Below are 8,104 nucleotides of genomic sequence, written 5' to 3'. Positions count from 1 at the left end.
CCCCGGAGCCCGCCGCCGTGACGACCCCGACCCTGGACTGCGCCCTGAGCGCCCCCGCCAAGGCCCGCGTGGGCGAGCCCGTGGAGGTCCTCTTCCAGCTCACCAACCGCTCCGCGCAGCCCGTCTACATCCTGCCCTGGCAGTCGCCGCTGGAAGGGCTCTTGGGCCCTGCGCTCGCCATCACCCGCGACGGCGAGGAGGTCTCCTACCAGGGCCCCATGGTGAAGCGCCGCGCCCCGTCCGAGTCCAGCTACGTCACCCTCGCCCCGGGCGCGACCGCGGAGAACCGCGTGGAGGTGACGCAGGCCTATGACTTCCAGAAGCCGGGCACCTACCGCATCGCCTTCAGCAACGAGCTGATGGACGTCACGTCGCGCAAGGAGGACGTGCCCCGGCCCGGTGGCGACTACAAGCCCGCCCCGGTGAAGTGCGCCCCGGTGGACGTGGTGCTCACCGCGCGTTGAGGCATGTGGATGCTCCCGGATTCCCCGGGAAGCAGGGAGCCACCCGCAAGCGGGCAGGCACGCTCCCCCTCCTCAGCCGGGCCCGGGCGCGATACACCTGGGCCCACCATGGCGGACACCTCCTCGATCCACATTCCGACGGTCGACCTCACGGACCTCGCGTCGGGTGAACCGGCCCGCCTCGAGCGCGCCGCGGCGGCGTTGCGCGAGGCCTTTGGCGTCTTCGGCCTCGTGTTCGTGAAGAACCACGGCGTGGACGCGACAGCGCTGGAGCGCTTCTACGACGCGTTCTCCGCCTTCGTCGCGCGCCCGGAGTCCGAGAAGCGCCCCCTGGGCCGCGCGGACCTCTGGTACCAGCGCGGCTGGACGCCTCCCAACACGGAGGTCGCCGTCGCCGGCAACGGGCAGCCGGACTTCAAGGAGTGCTACTTCGCGGCGCCCACGCCCACCGACGCGCAGTCCGCGCTGGAGTTCCCGGAGCTGTACCCGGAGAACCTCTGGCCCCCCAACGCGCCGCCGTACTTCCAGGACGGGCTGCTCACCCTGGGCCACGCGCTGCACGACGCCGGCCTCAAGCTGCTGCGCGGCGCGGCCCTGGCGCTGAAGCTGCCGGAGGGCACCTTCACCGACGCCTGCGAGCGCGCCCCCCACGTCACGCGCGCCCTGCAGTACCTGCCCCTGGGCCCGTCGCAGGTGAACACCGGCATCCTCTGGGGCGAAGAGCACACCGACTTCAACCTGCTGACGCTCCTGCCCGGCGGCCGGTTCCTCAACCCGGAGGGCCGCCCGGACGCCAAGCCGGACGACAAGAGCGGGCTGTACCTGCGCACGCGCGCGACGCCGGACGCGCCGCAGGGCCAGATGGTGCGCGGCACCGCGCCCGCGGGCTGCATCGTGGCGCAGGTGGGCCAGCAGCTGGAGATCCTCACCGGCGGCACGTTCCTCGCCACGCCGCACGTCATCACCGCGCCGGGCGTGCCGGGGTGGCAGCGCCAGTCCGCCGCGCACTTCATGCACGTGCACACCAGCACGGTGCTCTTCCCGCTGCCGGGCTTCCGCACGCCGGAGGCGGTGGGCAACTACGCGCCGCCGGTGCTCGCGGGCACGTACGACATCAAGACGCTGGTGGACATCGGCCTCGCGCCGCCCGCCGCGCTCGACAAGCTGGGCTACCGCCACTACGACCGGCTCAACAAGATGCGCGCCACGCCGTAGCCGGGTGACGGGCCGCCGCCCGGGGCGCCACGCCGCGTGGCTGGCGGCGGAAGACGGCCTGCGTTACAGCGCAGGCCCAGCATGGCTCCCGAGTCCGTCCTCGCCACGTCCGTCTTCCGTCACCGTGACTTCCGGCTGTACCAGGTCGCCCGCCTGTGCGCGGTGCTCGCGGCGCAGATTGAGTCCGTCGCGATTGGCTGGCAGGTGTACGAGCTGACCGGGAGCGCGCTCGCGCTGGGCTACACGGGCCTTGCGCAGTTCCTCCCCTTCCTCGCCTTCAGCCTCCTGGGTGGACAGGTGGCGGACCGCTTTGATCGCCGCCGCATCCTGGCCCTCTGCCAGGGCGTGATGCTGGTGTGCAGCCTGCTGCTGCTGGTCTTCACGCTGGGCCACGTCACCGACGTGCGGTTCGTCTACGGGGTGCTGGTGCTGTTCGGCACCGCGCGCGCCTTCTACGGGCCCGCGGGCTCCGCGCTCACGCCGTACCTGGTGCCGCCCGAGGAGCTGACGCGCGCGGTGGCGGTGAACTCCACCACGTGGAATGTGGCCACCATCGCTGGCCCCGCCGTGGGCGGCCTGCTCTACGGGTGGCTGGGCGGCAAGGGCGTCTACATCGCGTCCGCGTCGCTGTGCGCGCTCACGGTGGTGTGGATCCTCTCGCTCCACGTGCGCACGGGCAGCGCGTCGCGCGAGCCGATGTCGCTGGCGACGCTCGTCGCGGGGCTCAAGTTCGTGCGCGGCAAGCGGCTCCTGCTGGGCAGCCTCACGTTGGACCTCTTCGCCGTCCTCCTGGGCGGCGCGGTGGCGCTGCTGCCCATCTACGCGCGCGACGTGCTGCACACCGGTCCGTTGGGGCTGGGCCTCTTGCGCAGCGCTCCGGCCGTGGGCGCCGCGGTGGTGGCGGTGCTGCTCGCGTTCCGGCCGCTGGGGGGACATGCCGGGTGGAAGATGTTCGCTGCGGTGGCGGTGTTCGGCGCGGCCACGCTCGTGTTCGGCGTGAGCACGTCCCTGCCCCTGTCGCTCGCGGCGCTCGCCATCGCCGGGGCGGCGGACATGGTGAGCGTGGTGGTGCGCCACACGCTGGAGCTGGTCTCCACGCCGGACGACATGCGCGGCCGGGTGGGCGCGGTGAACATGATGTGCATTGGCGCCTCCAACGAGCTGGGCGAGTTCCGCGCGGGCTCGTTCGCGGAGGGCGTGGGCGCCGTGAACGCCGTGGTGGTGGGCGCCGTGGGCACGCTCGTCGTGGTGGTCCTCTGGGCCTGGCTCTTCCCGGAGCTGCGCCAGGTGGACCGGCTGGAGTCCGCCGCGTACCGCCGACCGCCGCCCGAACCCACGCCCGCACCCACCGACCCTGCCCCCTCCGGCTGAAGCGGGCTCGGCGACCGGCGACTCCGGGTGAAATCGTGGGTCCTCCGAAGATGGGGAAACGGGCGCCCGGGGTGTTGCCCCCGGGGCCACGCCGTACCCACCGCTTGTAGCGTCAGGGGTTACAACCGGGGCGCTCCGGCCGGCCCTTCCGAGCGGCGGCCCTTGTCCGGCGCTCGGCACGTTCCATGCTTTGGGTCAGGCCCCATGGCGTACTACTGGAACGTGATGGCACTCTCCGTGGGCGTGGTCTTCTGCTTCATGGTGGGCCGGACCCTGTTCGCGGGCGCCGAACCCGCCCCCGTCCGGGTGTCGCCTCCGTCCGTGCGTGCGCTCCACGCGGACGCGGGCAACCTGCGCAAGTAGGCCCCCGCGAAGCGCCTCCCCGCGCGATGATGCGGGTCCGGTGAGCACGACGGGCACCCTCCTCTTCCTGCTGCTCTGGGCCCTGCTGCTGGCGGGGGCGCTCTCCATCGTCGTCTCCACGCTGCGCACCGGCATCTCGCCCATGCCCACCCCGGCGCGGGTGCGGCGCGAGCTCTTGGCCCTGCTCCCGCCCGATACCACCGGCACCGTGCTGGAGCTGGGCGCGGGCTGGGGCCACCTGGCCTTCGCGCTCGCGGACCACTGCCCCCAGGCCCGCGTCATCGCCTACGAGCTGTCCTGGTTGCCGTTCCAGTTCATGCGGCTGCGCCAGCGGCTCTCACCGCGCGCGAACCTGGAGCTGCGTCCCGAGGACCTCTTCTCCGCGTCCTTCCAGGACGCAACCTGCGTCGTCTGCTACCTGTTTCCCGGGGCCATGGCCCGCCTGGCGCCCCGCTTCGAGGCGGAGCTGCCCGAAGGCGCGCGCATCCTCAGCCACACCTTCGCGCTCCGGGGCTGGACGCCCACGCGCACCGTGAGGCTGGGCGACCTGTACCGCACGCCGGTGTACCTCTACGTGGTGCCGCCCCGCGCGGCGTCTCGGTAGAGTCCGCCGGTGCCCCCTGCCTTCTCGGAGACCCATCGCGATGAGTGACTTCCAGTTCCAGGACATGCTGCCGCTCGGCAAGGACGAGACGCCCTACCGGCTGCTCACGAAGGAGCACGTCTCCACGTTCGAGGCGGGCGGGCGCAGCTTCCTCCAGGTGGAGCCGGAGGCGCTCACGCTGCTCACGCGCGAGGCCATGCGGGACATCTCGCACCTGCTGCGCCCCGGGCACCTGCAGCAGCTCTCCAACATCCTCCAGGACCCGGAGGCGTCACCCAACGACAAGTTCGTGGCGCTGGAGCTGCTGAAGAACGCGAACATCGCCGCGGGCGGCGTGCTGCCCTCCTGCCAGGACACCGGCACCGCCATCGTGATGGGCAAGAAGGGCCAGTACGTCCTCACCCGGGGCGGCGACGAGGCGGCCATCTCCAAGGGCGTGTTCGACACGTACCTCACGTCCAACCTGCGCTACTCGCAGATGGCGCCGCTGGACATGTACCGGGAGGTCAACACGGGCAACAACCTGCCCGCGCAGATCGAGCTCTACGCGACCGACGGCGACGCCTACAAGTTCCTCTTCATGGCCAAGGGCGGCGGCTCCGCGAACAAGAGCTACCTCTTCCAGGAGACCAAGGCGGTCCTCAACCCGCAGAGCCTGCTCACCTTCCTGGAGACGAAGATCCGCTCGCTGGGCACCGCCGCGTGCCCGCCCTACCACCTGGCCATCGTGGTGGGCGGCACGTCCGCGGAGTTCGCGCTGAAGACGGCCAAGTACGCCTCCGCGCGCTACCTGGACTCGCTGCCCACCGAGGGCAACGCGCTGGGCCGCGGCTTCCGCGACGTGGCGCTGGAGCAGGAGGTGCTGAAGCTCACCCAGCGCACCGGCATTGGCGCGCAGTTCGGCGGCAAGTACTTCTGCCACGACGTGCGCGTCATCCGCCTGCCGCGCCACGGCGCGTCCTGCCCGGTGGCCATCGCCGTGTCGTGCTCCGCGGACCGGCAGGCCCTGGGCAAGATTACGCGCGACGGCGTCTTCCTGGAGGCCCTGGAGGCGGACCCCGCGAAGTACCTGCCGGAGGCGAAGGACACGGACCTGTCCGGCGACGTGGTGAAGCTGGACCTGAACCGCCCCATGAGCGACCTGCGCGCGGAGCTGTCGCGCTACCCCATCAAGACGCGCCTGTCGCTGTCGGGCTCGCTGGTGGTGGCGCGCGACATCGCGCACGCGAAGATCAAGGAGCGCCTGGACAAGGGCGAAGGCATGCCCCAGTACCTCAAGGACCACATGGTCTACTACGCGGGCCCGGCGAAGACGCCGGAGGGCTACGCGTCCGGCTCCTTCGGCCCCACCACCGCGGGCCGCATGGACGCGTACGTGGATCAATTCCAGGCGGAGGGCGGCAGCTTCGTGATGCTCGCCAAGGGCAACCGCTCCCCGGCCGTCACCGAGGCGTGCAAGAAGCACGGCGGCTTCTACCTGGGCTCCATCGGCGGGCCCGCGGCGCGGCTCGCGCAGGACTGCATCAAGAAGGTGGAGGTGCTGGAGTACGAGGAGCTGGGCATGGAGGCCGTGTGGAAGATCGACGTGGTCGACTTCCCGGCCTTCATCATCGTGGACGACAAGGGCAACGACTTCTTCGCGAACATCAACAAGCCGTCCGCGAAGAAGGCCTGACCCCGGTTCCAGCGTCCCGCTTCCGGCGCGCGTGCGTCAGTCGAATTCCAGCGCGCGCTGGAAGTCCGCCGGGTTGGAGGCCGCGCTCTGGGCGGTCTCCAGCGTGATGTCCCCGGCGCGGTACAGCTGCGTCAGGTGCTGATCGAAGGACTGCATGCCGAACATGTCGCGGCCCTTCTCGATGACGTCCTTCAGTTCGCTGGCGCGGTCGTCGCGGATGTACTGCTCCACCGTCTTCGTCTGCACCATGATCTCCAGCGCCACCGTGCGCCCCTTGCCGGTGGCGCGCGGCAGCAGGCGCTGGGAGATGGTCGCCTTGAGGCAGTCCGCCAGGCGCATGCGCACCATGGTCTGCTCCTCCGCCGGGAACACCGACACCAGGCGGTTGATGGTGCGCGACGCGTCCGTGGTGTGCACCGTGGACAGCACCAGGTGCCCCGTCTCCGCCGCCTTCAGCGCGATGTCGATGGTCTCCGTGTCGCGCATCTCGCCCACCAGGATGACGTCCGGGTCCTGACGCAGCGCGGCTCGCAGCGCGATGGCGAAGTTCTGCGTGTCCGGGCCAATCTCCCGCTGGGAGATGGAGGACTTCACGTTGCGGTAGATGAACTCGATGGGGTCCTCGATGGTGAGGATGTGCAGGCTCTCCGTGTGGTTGATGTGGTTGATCATCGACGCCAGCGTGGAACTCTTGCCGGACCCCGTCGCCCCCGTCACCAGCACCAGCCCGCGCTCGTTGCCGGCGATGGTCTTCAGCACCTGCGGCAGCCCCATGCCGTCGATGCTGGGAATCTCATCCGGGATGATGCGCAGGATGCACGCCAGCGAGCCCCGCTGCCGGTAGATGTTCACCCGGAAGCGCGCCACCCCCGGCAGGCTGTAGGACGAGTCGCACTCCTGCACGCTGTCCACCTGCGCCTTCATCAACGGATCATTCATCACGTGCATCGCCACCTGCTTCGTGTGATCCGCTTGCAGCTTTTCCATCTTCAACGGCCGCAGGACGCCATTCACCCGGTAGATGGGCGGGTCCCCAGGGCGGAAGTGGATGTCCGAAGCCCCGTTCTGGACGCCGACGGTGAGCAGCTTGTTCAGGGTGTTCAGATCCAGGGAATCCCTCTCACGGCACGGTTGGAGTGGACGATTCTAGAAGCAGGACGCCCATTCCCCCTACAAGTGCAGTCTGGACGGCATTACTACACCCCCAGTGAAGGTAGTTTCCCAGCAAATCAGGAAATGTCAGCACCCCCGGGGATGATGGAACTGTCGGCGAGTGCTCACCAGTGGCCGGTCGCCTGCCCAGTCGGCCCGGATGCCCTGCCTGGAGACCGTGGCGAACATCCGGGCATGAACGCACAAACCGAGCAGGCCGCTGGATACGAGGAGCTGTCTTCCGCTGACTTTTCGGCCCTGGAGAGCTGGGACCCGGCGAAGGTGGTCATCACGCCGCGCATGGCCGCGCGGCTGTGGCTCCAGACCAGCCTCCGGCTGACGCGGGCGCAGAAGGAGCTGCACGACGCCATCTTCGCCAACGACGGCAGCGACGAGAGCCTGGACCGCTTTGCCAGTGCGCGCGCGGAGCTGGACTCGGCGGAAGCCTGGGCCCTGCACGTCTCGCGCAACATTCCACGCTACCGCTAGGGCGGCGGCGGACTTCCCCCCGGAAGCAACGCGGGTGACGGCGGGCGGCAGTGGGCCCCAAAAGCCCCTGCCGACCTGTCGTCACCCGTGGTCGTCCTTGCGGGGCCCAGCGTCCCCCGGAGAGGGCGTGCCCAGCCCCTGGAGCAGCCCCGCCTGGAGCTTGTCCAGCAGGCGCAACAGCTCCGTGAACTCGTCGGGCGACAGGTGTGACTTGGCCTCCGTGTCCACCCACTCGGCGGCGGACACCAGGGCCTGGAGCTCCGTGCGGCCCGCGTCCGTCATGTGGAGGCGCACGCAGCGGCGGTTCTCCCCCGCGTGGCGCTCCAACAACCCATCCTCCTCCAGGCGGTCCACCAGCCGGCTCACGGCCGGCGCGTCGATGAGCAGCCGCTCCGCGATGAGCGCCTGGCTGTGGATGCCCAGCAGGCCGACGTACTTCAGCACGAGCAGCTGCATCAACGGCCGGTCCGTTTGCTCTCCAACCTTCAGGGTCAGGAGTCGGACCACGGCGCGTCGCGTGGATGCCACTTGCTCTGCGAGGGTCATGGGCGTAAGAGATGATTGCATTCAACAACGGTTGTCAATTACATCTTGACCGCGCGTAGGGGCCGGCAGGTGTGTTTGCCACACGCATCCCGGAAAGTCCTGCCGCTCCTGAGTATGGCCACCTCCAGCGCCCTCCTCGTCCTCCTCCTCGCTGCCGCGCCCCAGGCCCAGCCTCCCGCCCCGCCGCTGTCTCTTATACCCATCTGACGCTGCCGACGACTAGTC

At 70.0% G+C, this 8,104-nt stretch carries 9 protein-coding genes; 7 read left to right on the top strand and 2 right to left on the bottom strand.

The annotated features are described in order from the left end of the window. From D7X12_RS36235 to D7X12_RS36215, 6 genes are all read left to right on the top strand, one after another. A partial coding sequence (locus tag D7X12_RS36235; RefSeq protein WP_208719508.1) for a LolA-like protein occupies nt 1-464 on the top strand: 464 nt, incomplete at its 5' end. A gap of 108 nt (nt 465-572) precedes the next feature. After that, complete coding sequence (locus D7X12_RS36230) at nt 573-1,679, top strand: isopenicillin N synthase family dioxygenase (protein WP_120629774.1); 1,107 nt, start codon at nt 573-575, stop codon at nt 1,677-1,679. Between the two features lie 81 nt (nt 1,680-1,760). Next, nucleotides 1,761-3,050, top strand: a complete 1,290-nt coding sequence (locus tag D7X12_RS36225) for an MFS transporter (RefSeq protein ID WP_120629773.1) — start codon at nt 1,761-1,763, stop codon at nt 3,048-3,050. Nucleotides 3,051-3,254: 204 nt separating this feature from the next. Further along, a complete protein-coding gene (locus tag D7X12_RS43195) occupies nt 3,255-3,413 on the top strand; it encodes a hypothetical protein (RefSeq protein ID WP_158620193.1) in 159 nt (52 codons plus the stop codon). A 40-nt stretch (nt 3,414-3,453) separates the two neighbouring features. Next, entirely contained in the window at nt 3,454-4,017 is a 564-nt protein-coding gene (locus tag D7X12_RS36220; protein WP_120629772.1) for a class I SAM-dependent methyltransferase, read from the top strand. 40 nt (nt 4,018-4,057) lie between these two features. Beyond that, the gene (locus tag D7X12_RS36215; RefSeq protein ID WP_120629771.1) at nt 4,058-5,692 is read left to right on the top strand and encodes a fumarate hydratase; all 1,635 of its coding nucleotides are present in this window, start codon (nt 4,058-4,060) and stop codon (nt 5,690-5,692) included. A gap of 36 nt (nt 5,693-5,728) precedes the next feature. Here D7X12_RS36215 and D7X12_RS36210 read toward each other — a convergent pair whose 3' ends face one another. Next, the gene (locus tag D7X12_RS36210) at nt 5,729-6,802 is read right to left on the bottom strand and encodes a type IV pilus twitching motility protein PilT (protein WP_120629770.1); all 1,074 of its coding nucleotides are present in this window, start codon (nt 6,800-6,802) and stop codon (nt 5,729-5,731) included. A gap of 237 nt (nt 6,803-7,039) precedes the next feature. Between D7X12_RS36210 and D7X12_RS36205 the strand changes: the two genes are divergently transcribed. Beyond that, nucleotides 7,040-7,333, top strand: coding sequence for a FruA-associating protein, FapA (locus tag D7X12_RS36205; protein WP_120629769.1), 294 nt, complete (start codon nt 7,040-7,042; stop codon nt 7,331-7,333). 81 nt (nt 7,334-7,414) lie between these two features. Here the strand turns inward: D7X12_RS36205 and D7X12_RS36200 are convergent, their stop codons facing one another. Next, nucleotides 7,415-7,789, bottom strand: coding sequence for a MarR family winged helix-turn-helix transcriptional regulator (locus D7X12_RS36200; protein ID WP_244224990.1), 375 nt, complete (start codon nt 7,787-7,789; stop codon nt 7,415-7,417). Nucleotides 7,790-8,104 lie beyond the last annotated feature (315 nt).

The sequence above is a fragment of the Corallococcus sicarius genome, assembly GCF_003611735.1.
GTDB classification, from domain to species: Bacteria; Myxococcota; Myxococcia; order Myxococcales; family Myxococcaceae; genus Corallococcus; species Corallococcus sicarius.
This window is presented reverse-complemented; position numbering and strand designations above follow the sequence as displayed.